The 16,544-nt window shown below is 68.2% G+C and carries 13 protein-coding genes and 4 pseudogenes; 8 read left to right on the forward strand and 9 right to left on the reverse strand.

The features are described 5' to 3' along the window. Window positions 1-68: 68 nt before the first annotated feature. The 3 genes and pseudogenes from ABZ642_RS14850 to ABZ642_RS14860 all read right to left on the reverse strand — a co-directional run bounded on the left by ABZ642_RS14850 (window position 69) and on the right by ABZ642_RS14860 (window position 2,950). A complete protein-coding gene (locus tag ABZ642_RS14850) occupies window positions 69-1,352 on the reverse strand; it encodes a cytochrome P450 (RefSeq protein ID WP_360483448.1) in 1,284 nt (427 codons plus the stop codon). 6 nt (window positions 1,353-1,358) lie between these two features. Then, window positions 1,359-2,726, reverse strand: a pseudogene (locus ABZ642_RS14855) (FAD/NAD(P)-binding oxidoreductase); the annotation flags it as partial. Then, window positions 2,723-2,950: a ferredoxin gene (locus tag ABZ642_RS14860; protein ID WP_360482689.1), complete on the reverse strand. Its 228-nt coding sequence runs from the start codon at window positions 2,948-2,950 to the stop codon at window positions 2,723-2,725. The pseudogene ABZ642_RS14855 and the gene ABZ642_RS14860, both read right to left, overlap by 4 nt. A 531-nt stretch (window positions 2,951-3,481) precedes the next feature. Here ABZ642_RS14860 and ABZ642_RS14865 point away from each other — a divergent pair. After that, on the forward strand, window positions 3,482-4,036 hold the full coding sequence (locus ABZ642_RS14865; RefSeq protein WP_360482692.1) for a GNAT family protein: 555 nt from the start codon (window positions 3,482-3,484) through the stop codon (window positions 4,034-4,036). A 94-nt stretch (window positions 4,037-4,130) separates the two neighbouring features. On the opposite strand, the gene ABZ642_RS14870 is transcribed toward ABZ642_RS14865, so the two are convergent. Continuing rightward, window positions 4,131-5,156 (reverse strand): cytochrome P450, encoded by a 1,026-nt coding sequence (locus ABZ642_RS14870; protein WP_360482695.1) that lies wholly within the window; start codon window positions 5,154-5,156, stop codon window positions 4,131-4,133. A gap of 784 nt (window positions 5,157-5,940) precedes the next feature. On the opposite strand from ABZ642_RS14870, the gene ABZ642_RS14875 reads away from it, so the two are divergent. The 3 genes from ABZ642_RS14875 (at window position 5,941) to ABZ642_RS14885 (ending at window position 7,986) form a co-directional block, all read left to right on the forward strand. Then, window positions 5,941-6,381, forward strand: a complete 441-nt coding sequence (locus ABZ642_RS14875) for a VOC family protein (protein WP_360482698.1) — start codon at window positions 5,941-5,943, stop codon at window positions 6,379-6,381. A 217-nt stretch (window positions 6,382-6,598) separates the two neighbouring features. Then, window positions 6,599-7,273: an SMI1/KNR4 family protein gene (locus ABZ642_RS14880; RefSeq protein WP_360482701.1), complete on the forward strand. Its 675-nt coding sequence runs from the start codon at window positions 6,599-6,601 to the stop codon at window positions 7,271-7,273. Between the two features lie 173 nt (window positions 7,274-7,446). Beyond that, the gene (locus ABZ642_RS14885; RefSeq protein ID WP_360482704.1) at window positions 7,447-7,986 is read left to right on the forward strand and encodes a hypothetical protein; all 540 of its coding nucleotides are present in this window, start codon (window positions 7,447-7,449) and stop codon (window positions 7,984-7,986) included. A gap of 386 nt (window positions 7,987-8,372) precedes the next feature. On the opposite strand, the gene ABZ642_RS14890 is transcribed toward ABZ642_RS14885, so the two are convergent. Continuing rightward, entirely contained in the window at window positions 8,373-8,771 is a 399-nt protein-coding gene (locus ABZ642_RS14890) for a hypothetical protein (RefSeq protein ID WP_360483451.1), read from the reverse strand. A 195-nt stretch (window positions 8,772-8,966) separates the two neighbouring features. On the opposite strand from ABZ642_RS14890, the gene ABZ642_RS14895 reads away from it, so the two are divergent. Beyond that, window positions 8,967-9,593 carry a nucleotidyltransferase family protein gene (locus tag ABZ642_RS14895; protein ID WP_360482706.1) on the forward strand — a complete coding sequence of 209 codons (627 nt, stop codon included), beginning with the start codon at window positions 8,967-8,969 and terminating at the stop codon, window positions 9,591-9,593. 501 nt (window positions 9,594-10,094) lie between these two features. Here ABZ642_RS14895 and ABZ642_RS14900 read toward each other — a convergent pair. Continuing rightward, window positions 10,095-10,331: pseudogene (locus ABZ642_RS14900) on the reverse strand (PhoU domain-containing protein); the annotation flags it as partial. Window positions 10,332-10,480: 149 nt separating this feature from the next. Between ABZ642_RS14900 and ABZ642_RS14905 the strand changes: the two are divergent. Both ABZ642_RS14905 and ABZ642_RS14910 read left to right on the forward strand, forming a co-directional pair. Beyond that, entirely contained in the window at window positions 10,481-10,870 is a 390-nt protein-coding gene (locus ABZ642_RS14905; protein WP_360482709.1) for a VOC family protein, read from the forward strand. A gap of 159 nt (window positions 10,871-11,029) precedes the next feature. Further along, window positions 11,030-11,551, forward strand: a pseudogene (locus ABZ642_RS14910) (transposase); the annotation flags it as partial. Between the two features lie 152 nt (window positions 11,552-11,703). On the opposite strand, the pseudogene ABZ642_RS14915 reads toward ABZ642_RS14910, so the two are convergent. Then, a pseudogene (locus ABZ642_RS14915) lies at window positions 11,704-11,796 on the reverse strand (phosphate transport system regulatory protein PhoU); the annotation flags it as partial. A 407-nt stretch (window positions 11,797-12,203) separates the two neighbouring features. Between ABZ642_RS14915 and ABZ642_RS14920 the strand changes: the two are divergent. Further along, window positions 12,204-13,418 carry an MFS transporter gene (locus ABZ642_RS14920; RefSeq protein WP_360482712.1) on the forward strand — a complete coding sequence of 405 codons (1,215 nt, stop codon included), beginning with the start codon at window positions 12,204-12,206 and terminating at the stop codon, window positions 13,416-13,418. A 201-nt stretch (window positions 13,419-13,619) separates the two neighbouring features. Here the strand turns inward: ABZ642_RS14920 and ABZ642_RS14925 are convergent, their stop codons facing one another. Together ABZ642_RS14925 and ABZ642_RS14930 are read right to left on the reverse strand one after the other, a co-directional pair. Further along, the gene (locus ABZ642_RS14925; RefSeq protein ID WP_360482714.1) at window positions 13,620-14,540 is read right to left on the reverse strand and encodes an NmrA family NAD(P)-binding protein; all 921 of its coding nucleotides are present in this window, start codon (window positions 14,538-14,540) and stop codon (window positions 13,620-13,622) included. A gap of 286 nt (window positions 14,541-14,826) precedes the next feature. Next, a complete protein-coding gene (locus tag ABZ642_RS14930) occupies window positions 14,827-16,338 on the reverse strand; it encodes an MFS transporter (protein WP_360482717.1) in 1,512 nt (503 codons plus the stop codon). Window positions 16,339-16,544: the final 206 nt, after the last annotated feature.

A 16,544-nucleotide genomic window follows, 5' to 3' on the forward strand; every position in this document is an offset into this window, starting at 1 on the left:
GACGCTGTCGGACGCGGAGTGGGCCGGACCGTGCGCGGCGCGAACTTGCGACTGCCTCGGCTGCCGCGTCAACCGTCACCTTGCTCGATGGCCAGATGGCTCGGACCCCGAAGAACGGGGCTGGGCCGGTACGGCGGCGGGTCGGCGACCAGCCGGGGTCGGTCGAGGCGGCGTACCAGCTGGGTCAGTGCGATCTGGGTTTCCAGCCGGGCCAGCGGGCCGCCGAAACACAGGTGGATACCGCTGCCGAATCCCAGGTGCTGGTTGTCACGCCGATCCGGGTCGAAGCGGTCCGGATCGGGGAAGCGCTTCGGATCGCGGCTGCCTGAGGCCAGCATGAGCATGATCTGCGACCCCTGGGGGATGACGGTGTCGGCGACGGTGATGTCGCTGTACGCCGCCCGCCACGGAATGATCTGCACGGGGGGCTCGTAGCGCAGCAGTTCCTCGACCAGCGGCACGACGAGGTCCGGTTCGTCGCGCAGTCGCTTCAGCACCTGTGGGTGGCGCAGCAGCGTCAGCATGCCGTTGGCGATGAGGTTGACGACGGTCTCATGGCCGGCGATGAGGAGTACTTTCGCGGTGGCGACGATTTCGGCGTCGGCCATCCGACCGTCGGGCCCGTCGTCGTTGGCCAGCCGTGACAGCAGGCCGTCTCCCGGCCGGCCGTGGCGCCGCTCCACCAGTTCGCCGAGGCACTGGCGCAGGTCCTCGCGGGCCCGCACACCCTTGTCCAGCCTCTCCTTCGGGTCGGTCTCGGGGTCGTAGTCGATCGAGTTCATGATGTCGTTCACCCAGAGGTGGAACCTCGGCTCGTCCTCCCGTGGCACGCCGAGCAAACGACAGGTCACGGTTACCGGGAGCGGGAAGGCGAAATCGTCGACGACGTCGATCTGCTCCTTGCCCGCCAGATCGTCGATCAGGCCACCGACGGTGGCGGTCAGGAAGCCTTCAAGTCCGGTCACCAACCCAGGGGTGTGCGGGGGGCCGAAGTGACGCATCGCCATCCGCCGCAGGCGATCGTGCTCGGGCGAGTCCATGTGGATGAACGACGACCTGGCCCCTCCCTCGGCTGAGGACATCGGAGGCGACAGATTGCGTACGTCGGAACTCAGATGCGGGTCGTTCAGTACGTCCGTGATCTCGCGATAGGTGCTGATGACGTAGCTGCCGTCCTCCTGCCGGGCCACCGGCGTCTGGCGCAACTCGGCATACAGCGGGTAGGGGTCGGCCCGGGCGGAGTAGTCGAAGATCCGTTGAAGCGTGCCGGGCTTGCCGGGCGTCCCGGTCGTAGTCGTCCGGCCTTCCTCCTGCTGGTGCTGGTGCTGGTGCTGGTGCTGGTGCTGGTGCACGGCCGTGACGTGGCGCTCACTCGGGTCATGGCCCGTGACGACCACGGTGGCGCCCTGCGCGAGCAGGTCGGGGCCCGAGAAGTCGACGGGCACCGGTTTCATGTCGGCCGGCCGGTCCGGCGTGGGACAGGGGGGCGGGAAAGGTGCGGCCGTCTCGATCAACCGTCGGTAGTGGTCCAGCCACTTGCCGTTGTTGAAGCTCACGGCAGCGGTGACGCGGCCCCGATAGCCATATGCGGTGACGAAGCGGTGGTCGTCCAGCGATCCCTGGGTGACGACCACCTCGTCGGCGAAGGTCGGCACGCCGACGGACTTGATGTTGACGCCGAACTGGATCGACCAGAACAGCGGGATGGACAGGTGGGGCCGGTGGTCCGCCCGGGCGCTGACCATGTTGTGTGCCGCGACCTCTGCCTGCTCCACGGCGTTGGCCCAGTGCTCCAGTGCGATGAGCCGGAATTCGTAGATGGGGTTCGGGCAACGTGCCACGTCTCCCGCGGCGAAGACGTCGTCGGTGACGCGGCCATCGATGTCGAGGGCGCGGCACCCCGTGTCACAGGTGATTCCCCACACGCCCGCCGCCAGCCCCGACTCCCGCAGCCACTCGGTGTTGCGGATGCTCCCGAGTGCCACCACCGCCACATCGGCGTCGACCGTACTGCCGTCGTCGAAGTGAGCACGGCGAAACCGCCCCTGCGCGTCGCCCTCCAGCCGGGTGACCTTGACGCCGCACCGCAGGTCCACCCCGTGCGCGCGCTGCATGTCGGCCGCAGCCTCGCCGATCATGGCGCCGAGCGCCCCGACCAGCGGTGCCGGCCCGAGTTCGGTGACGGTCACCGGGATCTCCCGCTGGCGGCAGACGGAGGCGATCTCGGAGCCGGTGAATCCCGCACCGATGACCAGCACACGGGAGGGTCCGGCGGCGAGAGCCCGTTGCAGCCCTTCCGCATGCTCGCGCGTACGTACGACGAACACCCCGTCCAGGGCCGCCTCGGACTCGACGAACCACGGCCGGGCCCGTACCCCGGTGGAGATCAGCACCCGGTCGAAGGGGACCTCGCGTCCGTCGGCGAGACGGACGTGGTTCGTCGCGAGGTCCAGCCCGCCTGCGGGCACGCCCAGCAGCCACTCCGCATCGATGTCACGACGGTGGGGCAAAGCGGTGCCCCCGGCCGGCACCCATCCGGTCAGCACTTGCTTGGACAGGGGAGGCCGGTCGTAGGGCTCGCCCAACTCGTCACCGATCATGGTCAACGATCCGGTGAAACCCTCGTCTCGCAGACCTTCGGCGGCCCGCAGTCCCGCCAGTGACGCCCCGACGATGACGATGCGGCCATCGCGCTTGAACGCACGCAGGTTGTCGGCACCGGTCATGACGGCGACGCCTCCGCCGGTGCGTGTCGAGCCTCCGGCCGGTCGACCAGGATCGCCTGGACCGGGCAGGCCGCCGCGGCGCGAAGCACCTGGTCGCGCTGGGCGTCGTCGGGGTTCGGGTCGTACATGAGTGCTTCCTCACCGTGCATCCGGAACGCCTCCGGAGCCAGGAACGCACACTGCGCGTACCCCTCACATTGGGAAAGATCAACGACAACTTTCACCCCGACCTCCACAGGGAGTGGGAGTTGCAGACCTTCGAGTCGGCGCCACTCCGGCGCGCAATGAGGGAGGAGCCCGGCGGCTGCCGACCCCGCGGGTCTCCATGGAAAGAATCGACCATCGCGGGAAGGAATTGCCCATCGCGGAGAGGCGATCGGCGCCTGACCGGGGACGTATCCCTGGTTGCGGCTGCATTTTGGTTACGTAAGTGGCGCTCTCTTGGATTGCCGTTTCGACAGAAGCCGTGTGGCCCGGGGCGCCGAAATACCGTCAGAGAATCAGCCTAACAGCGGCACCGATACCGGCGAGTCCAGCGTCGATCGATATAGATAGCCGCAGGCTAGAGACCCGGCCCCGCACTTGGCCATGCACTTCTTGGGCGGGAGTCAGGCTCGCTTACTCCCGCCCTCTCTCATTGTCTCTCGGTATTCGTGACGAGAACGACGACCGGCGGTGAGACAGAGCATGGCGGGCAACACCTGCCTCGGTGTGCCTGTCGGCCTTGCGCGCGCAGCAGCGTGATCAAATAGGGCATGGCATCATCCTGGACTGGTGATCGGGTACGCCTACGCGCTATCGAGCCCGACGACTGGACAGCGTTCATGCGCTTCGCCGACGACGGGCGGCCGGGGAGCCGGCTGGATCTGCCGCGGTCCGCCGAGAGCTACCGTGCCTGGGCGCAGGAGCAAGCCGTTGCCGAGTGCCATGACGACCGCTTCCGGTTGGCAGTCGAAGCGACGGCCACGGGAGAGCTGGTCGGCACAGTCGGCTCGCATCGCACCGGCCGTCGTTCAGGCTGGTTCGAGTTCGATGTCACGATCGGCGCCGACCATCGGCGCGAGGGTTATGCGACGGAAGCCGTAGTGCTGCTGCTGCGCTTCATGTTTGCCGAGCGGCGCTATCACAAGTGCCTGGCAGCGATCTTCTCCCACAACGAGGCATCGCTGGCACTCTTCCGTCGGCTCGGTTTCACCGAGGAGGGGCGTTTGCGGGAACACGTTTTCTTCGCCGGCCGGCACCACGACCTCGTCATGATGGGCATGCTTGCCGACGAGTTCGGCGGGCGACACACGGTGAGCGAACCATGAGCCGGACATGCAGACGTGTACGGAACGCCACTCGAACCTGATCGACCTTCGCTGTTCACCGGTGGATGGGCCTGCGCCGAAAGCAGGACTGGCCTCAGCCGCGCAAGGTGGCGCGCAGGCGCAGGCCGACAGTCGCGAGACCTTCGAGGGTGGTGACCTGGTAGCTGGGGTCCGGTCCGGGCGGCTCGCTCAAGTGGTAGCAGCGGGCGGTCTGCGCGGTCAGGAGCGTCAGCATCGCCATGGCCATGGCCGCTCCCTCGCAGCCGTGCGGCCCGGTACCGAAGGCGAGGAAGACCCCGGTTCTCGCCGGCGAGTCCGACTCGTCGAGCCAGCGCTCGGGCTGGAACTGGTCCGGCTCGGAATATTCCCGTGCGTCGCGGTGGGCGGTGTAGGGGCAGACGAGAACGGTGGACCCGGCGTCGATGGTGTAGTCGGCGAGCTGGGTCTGTCGCGGGGCGTGCCGGGTCAGTAGCCAGCTCGGGGGGTACAGCCGGAGCACCTCACTCACCAGTGCCTGAGTGTATTGCAGACTGCCGAGGTGGGTGCTGGTCGTCGCGGCCGGGTCCGCGGGCAGCGACGCGGCTTCGGCCGCGACGCGGTCGGCTGCCTGGGGGTGCCGGGCCAGGTGGAGCAGGATCCATCCGGCTGCCCGGGAGGGGGTCTCGAAGGTGGCGACGGTGATTCCGGGGAGAGTGTCGAGGATGGCCTCTTCCGGCAGCAGGCCGTAGTGGGGGGAGGGCCGGAGCATCTGTCCCAGCATGTCGTCACCGAGCCGGCCCGATGAACGACGCCGGCGGACGATGGGCCGCAAAGCGTCGGTGAAGGCGACTTGCTGTCGTGTGCGGAACCGCCGTGCCGGTGTGGGTATCCAGTGCGGCCATACCCAACGCGAGGGGCGTACGAGCACCTCCCGGGCCAGGAAGAGCTGTGAGGCGTAGGGCAGCAGGGTGGGAGCGTCTTCGGAGAAGAGGTAGCTCACGCCGATCTCTGCCAGGACGTGCCGGACCGGGGGCAGAATCTCGACGTCCTGGCCCGTGGGCCACTGGTCGGCGAATCGAGCGGTCTGGGGCGCAATCTCACCGATCCGGGCTGCAACCGCCTGCGCACGTAGTCCGCGCATGCGAGCGGCGTGAGCGTACGCACGCTCCTCGGGTGTTGGTGCTCCGCTCGACCGCTTCAACGGCGGGAAGAGAGGCGAGGATGCCTTCGGGAAGTCCTGCGCGCGGCGCAGGACTGCTTCACACGGCCCGGCCGCAGCGGCTACGTAGACCCCCGGCTCCAGCTGCCAGACGTCCCCGCACTCTGCAGCGCCACGGCGCGCCAGTGCCAGCCGGTCGCGGCTCCAGGCCGCGAAGCCGCCTTCGGACAGCCGTGGCGGCTCATTCTCTTGGCCCATGAGATCGTCCCTGGCTCTCGTACCTGTCCAGGCCGATGTCGTCGGCAGCGTGGCTGGGAACTGGCGGGCGCCAAGGGGCACCCGCCAGCAGTGCGGTCGGTGGTCCTAGTCGTCGCCGGCGTACGAATCCCATTCGTGAGCCCCGTACGCACCGTAATGGCGGCTGAAGGACAGCTTGCCGAGCAGCTTGGCGATCATGATGTACTCCTCTCGCCTGCCTGCAGCACCAAAAGCCACACGTGACATATTGCCACACTCGGCACATCCACGATATAGGGCGTATTTCGGGCACTGGTGAAGTACCGCAAGTACCGCAACCTCTCACTGTCAGTAGCCTCCTTGTACGGCCCGGCAGTGGCCGCTCTGCCCTCTGCGGCCGCAACGGGTGAGGCGTGATCCAGATTTTTCGGAGTTCGGTGGTCTGCCGATGTCGAGAACGTGTCACCGGCTCCGTCCCAGGGACATGAGCGGCCACCATCGGTCGTACGAGGAAGAGGGAGAAACCGGCATGGCGATTCAGCGGATGGACAACGTCGGCATCGTCGTCGAGGACATGGATGCCGCCATCGCGTTCTTCGTGGAACTCGGTATGGAACTGGAGGGCAGGGGGGAGGTCCAGGGCCTCTTCGCCGACCAGTGCACCGGACTCGACGGCGTCCACTGTGACATCGCGATGCTCCGGACCCCGGACGGTCACAGCCGGCTCGAGCTGGCGAAGTACCGAAGCCCCGCGGTGATCAGCGCCGGACCGCGCAACCGGCCGCACAACATTCTGGGCACGCACCGCGTCATGTTCGCCGTCGACGACATCGAGGGCACCGTCGTCCGCCTGCGCCCTCACGGCGCCGAACTCGTCGGCGAGATCGCCCGGTTCGAGGACAGCTACCTGCTCTGCTACGTCCGCGGCCCGGAGGGCATCATCGTCGGACTGGCCGAGCAACTGCGCTGAGAAGGAGGAACCGAACCACGCAGCCGAACGGAAACCATGAGATGGACCTCGGAGCGAGGTTGGACGATCACGGGTTCGGGCTGCGGGTTCTCCGGCTTGGCACCCTTGAGCGGGCCGGTGTGCGTGATGTGCCGAGGGACTTGGGGCGCCGGGCTGTTCCCGCGGCAGCAGTGGGGCCCACTCCCCGGGTGTCAGTGGCGGCACGTACGGTCTGCCTATGAGTGATCAGTGGTGGGCGGGCGTGCGCCGGCGGGTTGAGGGGGCTGGTGCAGGCCATGCGGCCGGAAAGGTTTTCGGTGCCCTGGGGCACAAGTGGGTTGTGGAGGATCCGCTTACCCAAGGCGAGCTTGCCGAACTCGAGGCTCAGATAGGCGTGCAACTGCCGGAGGAATACCGGACCTTCCTCCTCCACGTGGGCGCGGGCGGCGCAGGCCCTGCGTATGGCCTGTTCCCGGTTCGGCGCGTGCAGGGCCGTTGGCGCTGGGAGGGCGATGGCGCGGACCTGGCCGACCTGGCGAGGCTTGCCGAGCCGTTTCCTGACCAGGGTCCGGATCCGGAACTGCTCGACGACGTCCTTGCCCGACGTCCCGAGGAAGAGGATTTTGACGACATCGAGGATTTCGACGACGCCATCGAAGCGTGGGACGAGCGGTGGGAGGCCGTCATGTTCGCCCCGGAGCGCACTGCCGGCGCGATCGTGATCGCCCACCTGGGCTGCGCCCAACGAGAGTGGCTGATCGTCAACGGCAGCCATCGCGGCACGGTCTGGTCCGATTGCCGGGTGGACGACGTCGACCTCACCCCGCTCCTCGACGATGACGGCATGCCGGTGACGTTCGCCCGCTGGTACACCGGCTGGCTGGAGAAAGCCGAGCTCACAGCCCTGTCCTAGGTCATCTCCGTGTGCCGCTGAGCGTTGTGGTCGGCCAAACGGGCCACGTACATGGTTGTGGCCGCGCTTCCATGACGGCTACAGCAGGGGACGAGCCTGTGGTAGACACGGCCTTTTGGCGAGCGACGCGAGCGCGCCTCCGGAGCTCGGAGTGCTCGACGTACGATGCCGGGATGCACGCGGACCGCCCTCGGGGCGCTCACGCCCTCCTGATCAACGGCACTGTCGGTGTGGGCAAGACAGCCGTTGCCGAAGCGGTGGGCGAGCTGCTCGCCGATGCCGGGCTCCCTCATGCCGTGCTCGACCTGGACTGGTTGAGCAATTCGTGGCCGGCACCTCCTGGTGACCGGTTCAACTTCAGCATTCTGCTGCGGAACCTTCGGAGCGTTGCCGGTCACTACCTCGATGCGGGAGCGACACGCCTCGTACTCGCCGGCGTGATCGAGGACCAGGATGAGCGGAAGCAACTGGCCGATGCCGTAGGCGTTGATCTCACGGTGTGCCGGCTCCGGGCCGAACTGCCAGTCATCCACCAGCGCTTGGCCCGCCGTCACGACAGCGATCCTGAAACACTGCAATGGCACCTGAGTCGGTCCGGCGAACTGGACGGAATCCTCGGCCTGGCTGGAGTTGACGACTTCACCGTCGATACCAGTGCGAGCTCCGTCGCTGACGTCGCGGCATTCGTGATCAAGGCGGCCGGCTGGCAGTGACCCCCGGATTGCAGGACCGATCCGCCAGGGGAGGATCCCCCTGTCATGAAGACGGAGACGCTTGAGGGTGTCCTCTTCCCGGGCCTGCACCTCATGGTGCGGTAGGTCGTGGTGGTCTATGGCACGTCATCGCCGGCCGGCCGCTGCCTGATCCTGTGCGTACGACGGTCGGAGTGATCATCGCCGCCCGCCTGCGCGCTGCCCGGGCCTACCCGCCCCCGCTGTCGGGGCCGCCCGCCAGGATCAGCCAATCCGGGACGCCAGGTCGCCGCGGCGGCAGGCCCCTTCCGCGGCTGCCCACACGGTGACCGAAGCACTGGCCTACCGGGATCTGGTCGAGTGCGCGGGCTGCGGCCGCCCCGGGACCGACCTGTGCGGGTAGATCCTCACGCTGGGGCCGCTGAGCCTCGCTTGTCCTCAACGTGGACGACGTGAAGTTCGGTGCCATCCCGATGGCGCTTGGAACGTCCGAACAGTCCGACGGCGATCTCCGTCCGATCGTGAGGCTCATCAGGGTCGACATAGGTAAGGACGTCGTTGTGGTGCCCGGTGACGACCCATCCCTCGGCATCCTTGAGGTCGATCACCCCAAAGTCCCCTGCCGAAGATCCGGCGTGCGCCGGGCCGAACTCCTTCAGGATCTCGGTGGCCCGTTCAGCAAGCTCTCCATCCGGAGCGGTCAACACGACACAAGTGCCGTGCTCGAACAGCACCCACGACTTGTGCGGGTCCGCGAGAAGCCGCTGCCAGACATCTATCAGAATCTCGGTGTTCACGGCGGTCATCATGCCGCAGAGCACTGACACAGGGCGACGATCGACCGACGCCTGTGGCGAATACACGACTCCTGAACATCCGGGCCCACCACTTCCAGCCCCCAGGTCTTGTCCACGGTGGCGCTCGTGCTGCTCACCCGCTGCCCCTCCTGCTCCCGGGATTCGCTGTCGGCGAGCGGCTGGGCCTCGTGGTAAGCAGGGGTGGTGATCAGCCGACTCCCTCTCGACCAGCAACTTGAGTCCCTGCGTGCGGTGCTGTCCCGCAACGACGTACTGACGGAGGTGCTGACGCGGACTGCGATGTTGGACCTGCCTGGGTGGTATGTGACGGCAGGATGCCTGTTCCAGACCGTGTGGAACGTGGTCACGGGCAGGCCACCGACCAGCGGTATCAAGGACTATGACGTCTTCTACTTCGACGGCGGCGATCTGTCCTGGGAGGCGGAGGACGCGGTGATCAGGGCCGGGCGGGAGGTCTTTGCGGGCTTGCCGGCAGAGATTGAGATCCGGAACGAAGCGCGCGTTCACCTCTGGTACGAGGACAAGTTCGGGGTTGCGTGTCCGCCGTATGAGTCCACGGAGGCGGCAATCGACAGTTTCGCCGCGACGACGTGCTGTCTGGGAGTACGTGTGGAGACGGGTGGCCGGTGGCGTGTGTATGCGCCGCATGGACTGTCGGACGTGTTCAACCTTGTCGTCCGGCCGAACCCGGTACTCGCCCCGCGGTCGGTCTATGAGGCCAAGGCTGCGCGGTGGCAGGAGCAATGGCCCGAGCTGACCGTGCTGGACTGGCCGTCCGCCTGCATCACGACGATCTCGGCCGACAGCTGACCTCGGCTGCGTAGGCGGCCCAGTCTCCGGCTGCGGCTCGCTGCCAATTGACGGCGACGGTGATGGTGATGGTGATGCCGAGGGTGCGGACGAGCACGGCGACGGGCATGTCCGTGATCGGGTAGTCGGGCCACAACCCCCGACTGCTTCCGCCATCGGGAGCGGAACCTCACGGTCGCAGGGTTCCCGCGCTGCAGCGCCCACCGTCGGCGCAGCGCGTCAGGCCGGCGGGAATGCTCGGCCGCCACCGCGTGTTGTGGGGGGGTGTGGTTGTGGAGGGGACAGTGTCCCCGGGCCTCACCTATTGCCCATGAGGACGATCGTTCGGCTGAAGCCTCGTGGAGCCTTTCGCCGCGTAGGCGACCGCCCTTCACGACCACACCATGTTGGTGGCCCGCACCGGATCTCACGGGACGGGCCACTGTCATGTCCGGTCACGCCAGCCGCCGGTGTACCCCAAGCGCTGCCCACCGGGCGGTCACGGGGCTGCGGGCGGGGTGGCTACGGGTCGCCGCCTGCGCCGGTGACGAGGTGGACCATGCGGCGCGCGACGGAGACAGCGTGATCGGCGAAGCGTTCGTAAGAGCGGCCGAGCAACGTGACGTCGACCGCTGTCCCCACTCCGTGGCGCCAGTGGTCGTCCATCGGGTGCGCGAAGATCCCACGGTGCAGCTCGTCGATACGGTCGTCGCCCTGCACCATGTGCGCCGCCGTTTCCACATCGCGGGTGGCTAGTACTCCAGCTGTAGATCGCGATCTTGCTGTCCCGTGCCATCGCGCCATGAGCGGATGCTGCCGAGGTCTGACTACAGGGCGGCTCGTGTCATCGAATCTTGATTTCCGCTGGTCACAGCCGCTGCTGAGCGCGCGTTTGCGAGGATCGGGGCATGGTGGACTCATCTATGCAGATCAATGCCCTCATCGTCGATGCCACAGACCCCGAGCGACTCGCTGCGTTCTGGTCCGAACTGCTCGGTAGGCCGGTCGTAGGACGTATGGGCCCATACGTCTGGCTGCGGCGGGAGAACGGCCTGGGTCTGGGCTTTCAGCGAACTGCCGAACCCAAGTCGAGCAAGAACCGGATGCACTTCGACATCACCTCTCCCGATCCCGCCGCCGAGCAGCAACGGATCGAGATACTCGGCGGCCACAGGCTGGAGCAGTACGCCGGCGGTGGGTTCCTGGTGATGGCAGACCCCGAGGGCAATGAGTTCTGCATCATCCCTGAGGGCCCCTTCGAGCTCGACGACGAGGGGCGCGCGAACTACCTCGGCTGATGGTCAAACTGCGATGGCACAGGACACTTGCTGGTCGGGCCCAGTCTGTGAACGGGTACGGCCGCCGTTGCTCATCGGTGTGTGAAGACAGAAGATCAGACGGCGGCCGCGGGCCACAGCATAGATCCCGGCCGCTGGCAGGAGACGTTCGTGGTCCTGATGGGCTGTATCGCGGGAAGGTTCGTCCGGGTGGAACCACGGCGCCGGGCACGGGCGTTCGTGCTCGGATTGCTGTCTGACCTGCCACGCAAGAACTGCTGGACGCTCGCCGAGCACGTGGGGGACGCGAACCCGTACGGCTTGCAGCACCTGCTGTCGAGGGCCAGGTGGGACGCCGACGCGGTACGCGACGACATCCGCGGCTTCGTCGTCGGGCAACTGCACGACACTGCGGCGGTGCTGGTCGTCGACGAGACTGGTGACCTCAAGAAGGGCGCCGCCACGGTCGGTGTGCAGCGCCAGTACACCGGGACCGCAGGACGCAATCGAGAACAGCCAGGTCGCCGTCTATCTCGCCTACTCCACCCGGCGTGGACACGCGGCGATCGACCGGGAACTGTATGTCCCCCGTTCCTGGACCGAGGACACGGCCGCTGCCAGGCCGCCGGCATACCCGACACTGTCGGCTTTGCCACGAAGCCCGCACTCGCCGCTCGCATGATCGGCCGCGCCCTGGACGTTGGCGTCCCCGCGTCCTGGGTAGCCGGCGACGAAGTCTACGGGTCAACCCGCACCTTCGGACCGCACTGGAGCGACGGCAAGTCGGTTACGTACTCGCCGTTGCCCGTGACCACCAGATCGCCAGGCGACGCCGCCGCGATCTACAGGTGGAGTACTAGGACATCGGCGGCCTGCGCCATCAGGCGCTGGGTGAGCTGGCTCATCTCCAAAATGGTGCGGCGCAGATCCTGCGGCACGTCCTGTTCGCCCCGCGGCGATCTGGCAGGGCCGGAGGGGATGCGGAAGGATGAGCGTGGGGCCGGCTGCGGCTGATCGTGTCCTTTTCGGCGATCGCGTCGGTGGTCTCTGTCCGGCGAGGACTCACGGTCGTCTGGGCTTTTCATCTCTCACACGGATAACCGTCATCTTTGACTATCTCGGGCGGGTGGGAAACAACGGCTCGGTTCTTTCGTTGGTGATTACAGGCGGTGGATGTAGGGCTGTGCGGTCCGGCCGCCGACGGAAACCAACGGCAGGGATCGGAGGGATTCCGGTGTTGTTTGTGTCGGCCATGGCTCTGCGTGCGGGCCGTATATCTGTTCAGGCGGACCGGGCCGGTGGGAAGCCCTTTGCTCCCGGCCGGTACGGTGTCGGGTTCTGGACGGTTGCGGCGGTGTTCGTGACCGCCATGGGTTTTTCTACCGTGCCTACTCCGTTGTATCCGCTGTATCAGGCGCACGACGGGTTCTCCACGTTCACGGTCACGGTTGTGTTCGCGGTCTATGCCCTGGGTGTGCTGGCGAGTCTGCTGCTTGCCGGACACGTCTCGGACTGGCTGGGCCGCAAGAGGGTCATGATGTGGGCGCTGGCGCTTGAACTGGTCGCTGCCGTGCTGTTCCTGGCCATGCCGTCGCTGCCGGTGCTGATCGTGGCCCGGCTCGTCACGGGGCTGGGTGTCGGCATGCTGACGGCGACGGCCACGGCGTATCTGCAGGAGCTGCACGGCGCCCACCGGCCCGGTTCTTCGGCTAGGCGGTTCGAGGTGGTGTCGACCGTCGCCAATATCGGCGGACTGGGCCTTGGCACTCTCGCCTCGGGCGTCCTTGCTCAGTATCTCGGTGCGCCGCTGCGGGTGCCGTACGCGGTGTTCGCCGTTGTGCTGCTGATGGGCGCGGTGGCTGTCGCGCTGACGCCCGAGACGGTCCGTCGGCCGGTCGTCAGGCCGGTGTACCGGCCTCAGCGGGTGGGGGCTACTCATGGGGTGCCCGGATATTTCGTGGCGGGTGTGGCCGGGTTCACGTCCATGGCCGTGTTCGGTCTGTTCACCTCCGTGGTTCCCGGTTTTGTCGGCGGGATCTTGCACCATCCGTCGCGTGCGCTGGCCGGGTTGGTCGTGTTCGCGGTGTTCGCGGCTGCTGCGGCGGCGCAGGCGGGTACCGTCCGGCTCGGTGTCCGTACGCGGTGGTATGCCGGGCTGCTCGCTCAGGCCGTGGGCATGGTCGTCCTGGCGTTCGGTGTGCACTTCGCCAGCCTGCCTGTGTTTCTGTTGGCGGGGATCGTGGCCGGTGCCGGGGCGGGGGTGCTGTTCAAGTCCGCCATCGGGCATGTGGCCGGTACGGCGGCCCCGGCCGGGCGTGGCGAGGCACTCGCCGGCCTGTTCTTCGCTTCCTACCTCGGCCTGGCCCTGCTGCCCGTCGGCCTCGGGGTCGCCAGCCGCTCCATGAGCCTGGCCGGTGCGACGACCTGGTTCGCCGTCGTGGTGCTCGCGCTGCTCGCCGCCATCGCCGTGACCGCCCGCGGTCGCGGGCCTGCGGCCGGGGCCGTCTCTGCTGCGCCGCAGCCTGTCGGCATCGAGGGTGGTGCCCGCGATGCGGGCCGTGGCCGCTGACCTCGTCGAGCCCTCCGGGGGTGTGGGCGGGCGCAGGGGTGTCTTCGCCGAGGATGATGCCAGGGGTGCGCACCGCCGGGCCCGGGCCGGCGCGGTGACCGTGGTGACTTGTTCCGCGCCGTCCCGGATCCGGTACCGTCCGTCGTCGCCGGTGGCGGGCCGGGAGTTGTCCGACGGCGCGGCTCAGCCGTTGGACGCGGTTCAGCCGTTGGACGTGGTTCTGCCCAGGTAGAGGTCTCTGCGGGCGGCGACGAACGCCTCGATGGACTGGGCGGGGGTGCCAGTCACGCGCTCTACGCCGTCGGCCGTGCGGTCGTAACGGTTGGCCCGATGCAGCCGGGCCATGGTGGCGACGTGCTGTTCGAGGTGCGGTGGCATTCCCAGTTTCGGGAGCTGCGCCTGCCACGTCTGCGGGGGCACGTCTGTGTAGGTCACCGGCCGGCCCAGTGCCCGGGAGAATTCCGCGGCCAGTTCCGTCATGTCGACCGAGCGGGGCCCGGTGAGTTCGTAGACCTGCCCGATGTGCGGGGCCGGGTCGCGGAGCACGGTGGCGATGACCCGGGCGACGTCGTCGACGGCGATGGGTGAGGTGCGTCCGGTGCCGAACGGCAGCGCGATCGTGCCGTTCTCCTGGATCGAGCGGGCTGCCATCGTGGTGAACAGGGGTGTGTCCAGGAACGCCGTCGGCCGGATGTGGACCACGGGCAGGCCGGACCAGTCGAAGACCTGCTCCGCCAGCCAGTGCAGCCGCTGCTGGTGCGATTCCTCGGTGCTGGTGGCGGTCATCTGTGACACCGTCATCTGCGACAGGTCGGCCAGGACCTCCAGTTTTCCGTACGCGCGCGCGGCGGAGGCCACCACGGTCGCGGCCAGCAGGTGGTCCGCGGACACGCGCATCGCGAAGTACATCCGGGTCACGCCGTGCAGTGCGGCGGCCACCGTCTCGGGCCGGGTCAGGTCGCCGATGACGACCTCCGCGCCGAGCGCCCGCAGTTCGGCCGCCCGCTCGTCCTCGCGGCGGACCATGAATCGCACCGGGACGTCCTGGGCCCGCAGTTGCTCGAAGACCGTACGGCCCACGCCGCCGGCGCCGGGGATGAGGACAAGGTTGTTTGCAGCCATCGGTCGATCTCCTGGGAGGTGTGGGGACATCTGAGGTGGGGTGTGGTCGGGGTGTCAGCGGAAGCGGTGCTGTCGTTCGTGCGTTCGCTGTCCGGGTGCCGGGTGCCGGGTGCCGGGTGCCGGGTGCCGGGTGCCGGGTGCCGGGTGCGGGGTGCGGGGCCGGCGGTGGTGAGGTCGTTGGCGGCCTTGCCCGGGGTGGTGGTTCCGGCGGCGGCGTGGCGGGGATGTTCGGCGGTGGCCGCTCGCGGGTGTCCGGCGGGGACGACGGTTCGCGATCGGGGCCGGGCTACTGCGCTCTGGCGCGGGGCTTGTCGCCGTCGGCGGCCGCGGCGGCGTCCTTGCCCGGCAGGAAGGCCAGCACGACGGCCGCACCGGTCAGGGCGACGGCCGCCGACCCGGTCGCGGTGAGGTGCATGGCGTGGATGAAGGCGTCGTTCGCGGGCCGTATCAGCGCCTGGCCGGCCGGTCCCAGCTTCTCGGCGACGGCCTGGGTGGCCTGGAGGGATTCGCCCGCGGTGTGCCGGTCGGAGGCGGGCAGTGCGGCCAGGTGGCTGTCGATGCCGTTGCGGTAGGCGGTGGACAGCAGTGATCCGAGCACGGCGACCCCCATCGCCCCGCCGACCTGCCGGAAGGTGTTGTTGACCGCGGACGCGGAGCCGGCCTTCTCCCGCGGCAGCGACGACATGATCATGACGGTGGCGGGCGGCATCACATGGGCCATGCCGGTGCCCATCAGGAAGAACAGCACCTCCAGAACCCAGATGGGGGTGTCCTGGCCGAGCAGCAGGAAGCCGGCGAAGGCCACCGCGGTCACGACGAGTCCGGTGGCGCACACGGCCCGGGCGCCGAAGCGGCCCACGGCCAGCCGGGCCCGCGGGGCGAAGAAGATCTGGGAGGCGGCCAGCGGCAGCACGAGCAGACCGGACTGCAGGACGCTGTAGCCGCGCACGCTCTGGTTGTAGAAGACGCTGAAGAACGTGACGCCCATGAGGGCGAAGAAGACCAGGCCGATGGCGGCGACGGACGCGGAGAACCGCCGGTTGCGGAAGTAGGTGACGTCCAGGGCCGGATGGTCGCTGCGGGCCTCGTACACGACGAAGCCGGCGAGGACCGCCAGGCCGCCGAGGATCGTCACCCAGGACTGGGGCCGGGTGAAATCGCCCAGCTGGCCGCCCTTGATGATGCCGTAGACCAGCAGCGCCAGACCGGCGATGGACAGCAGCACCCCGAACGGGTCGAGGCGGCCGGGCCTGGGATCCCTGGAGTCGGGGACGATCACGACCATCGCGGCGATGGCGGCGGCCACGATCGGCACGTTGACCAGGAAGACCGAGCCCCACCAGAAGTGCTCCAGCAGGATGCCGCCCGCGAGGGGGCCGGCTGCGATGGCGAAACCGGCCGCGCCGGTCCAGATGCCGATGGCCTTGGGCTGCTCGTCAGGCTCGAAGACGTTCATGATGATCGCGAGGGTGGCGGGCAGGATGAAGGCGCCGCCGAAGCCCATCACGGCGCGGAAGGCGATGAGCTGTCCGGAGGAGTCCGACAGCGCGGACAGCACGGATCCTGCGCCGAACACCAGCATGCCGAAGAGCAGCACCTTCTTGCGGCCGAGCCGGTCGCCGAGCAGGCCCGCGGTGAAGAGCAGTCCGGCGAAGACCAGCGTGTAGGAGTTGACCGCCCACTCCAACTGGGCCTGCGTGGAGCCGAGTCCGGAGGGAGCGGGCTGGGCGATGGTCTTCATCGCCACGTTGAGGATCGAGTTGTCCAACATCACCACCAGGAGGCTGCACGAGAGCACGGCCAGAACGGCCCAGCGCCGGCGGTGTACTGCCTCGGAAACCGCTCGTCGCCGGTCCGGCGGCGTAGAGGGCGCGGAATCCTCGGGCGTCGGGGAATCGGTGGGGGCGGGCGGTGATGCCACAGGGGTCTCCAGAGCTGTCGGTGCGGTGGTTGTGCGGTCGCGGGGCGGAGGTCGCCGGCCGGGGTCGGCGGGAGACGTCGAGA

Source organism: Streptomyces sp. NPDC007157, assembly GCF_040634235.1.
Classification (GTDB): Bacteria; Actinomycetota; Actinomycetes; order Streptomycetales; family Streptomycetaceae; genus Streptomyces.